Source organism: Massilia sp. CCM 8734, assembly GCF_011682155.1.
Lineage (GTDB): Bacteria > Pseudomonadota > Gammaproteobacteria > Burkholderiales > Burkholderiaceae_D > Telluria_A > Telluria_A rubra.
Genome location: NZ_WHJI01000380.1, coordinates 1 through 211, shown reverse-complemented (window position 1 = coordinate 211; position 211 = coordinate 1). Strand labels below are relative to the sequence as shown.

General features: G+C 57.8%; 1 protein-coding gene. It reads left to right on the top strand.

The genetic code is table 11. The features are described from left to right. Window positions 1-186 (top strand): transposase (locus tag F2P46_RS36945; protein ID WP_208296989.1); only part of this gene is annotated, 186 nt, incomplete at its 5' end. Window positions 187-211: the final 25 nt, after the last annotated feature.

Sequence of the window (211 nt, the reverse complement as noted above, 5' to 3'; positions counted from 1 at the left end):
GCACTGTCGCAGGCGCAGCCATCAACGGTCATTTCCAAACTGTTCAAAATCGCCGTGCAGGTCAGGCAGTACAAGAACAAGATCGTCCTTCACCTTCCGAGCGCCTGTCCGGCCAAACATCTGCTCCAGACCTTGACCGAACGACTGTACCTGTCGACACCGGCCAGGTCCCTCAACTCGTCCTGAGTAAGCCACGTCCGGTCTGCCGAGA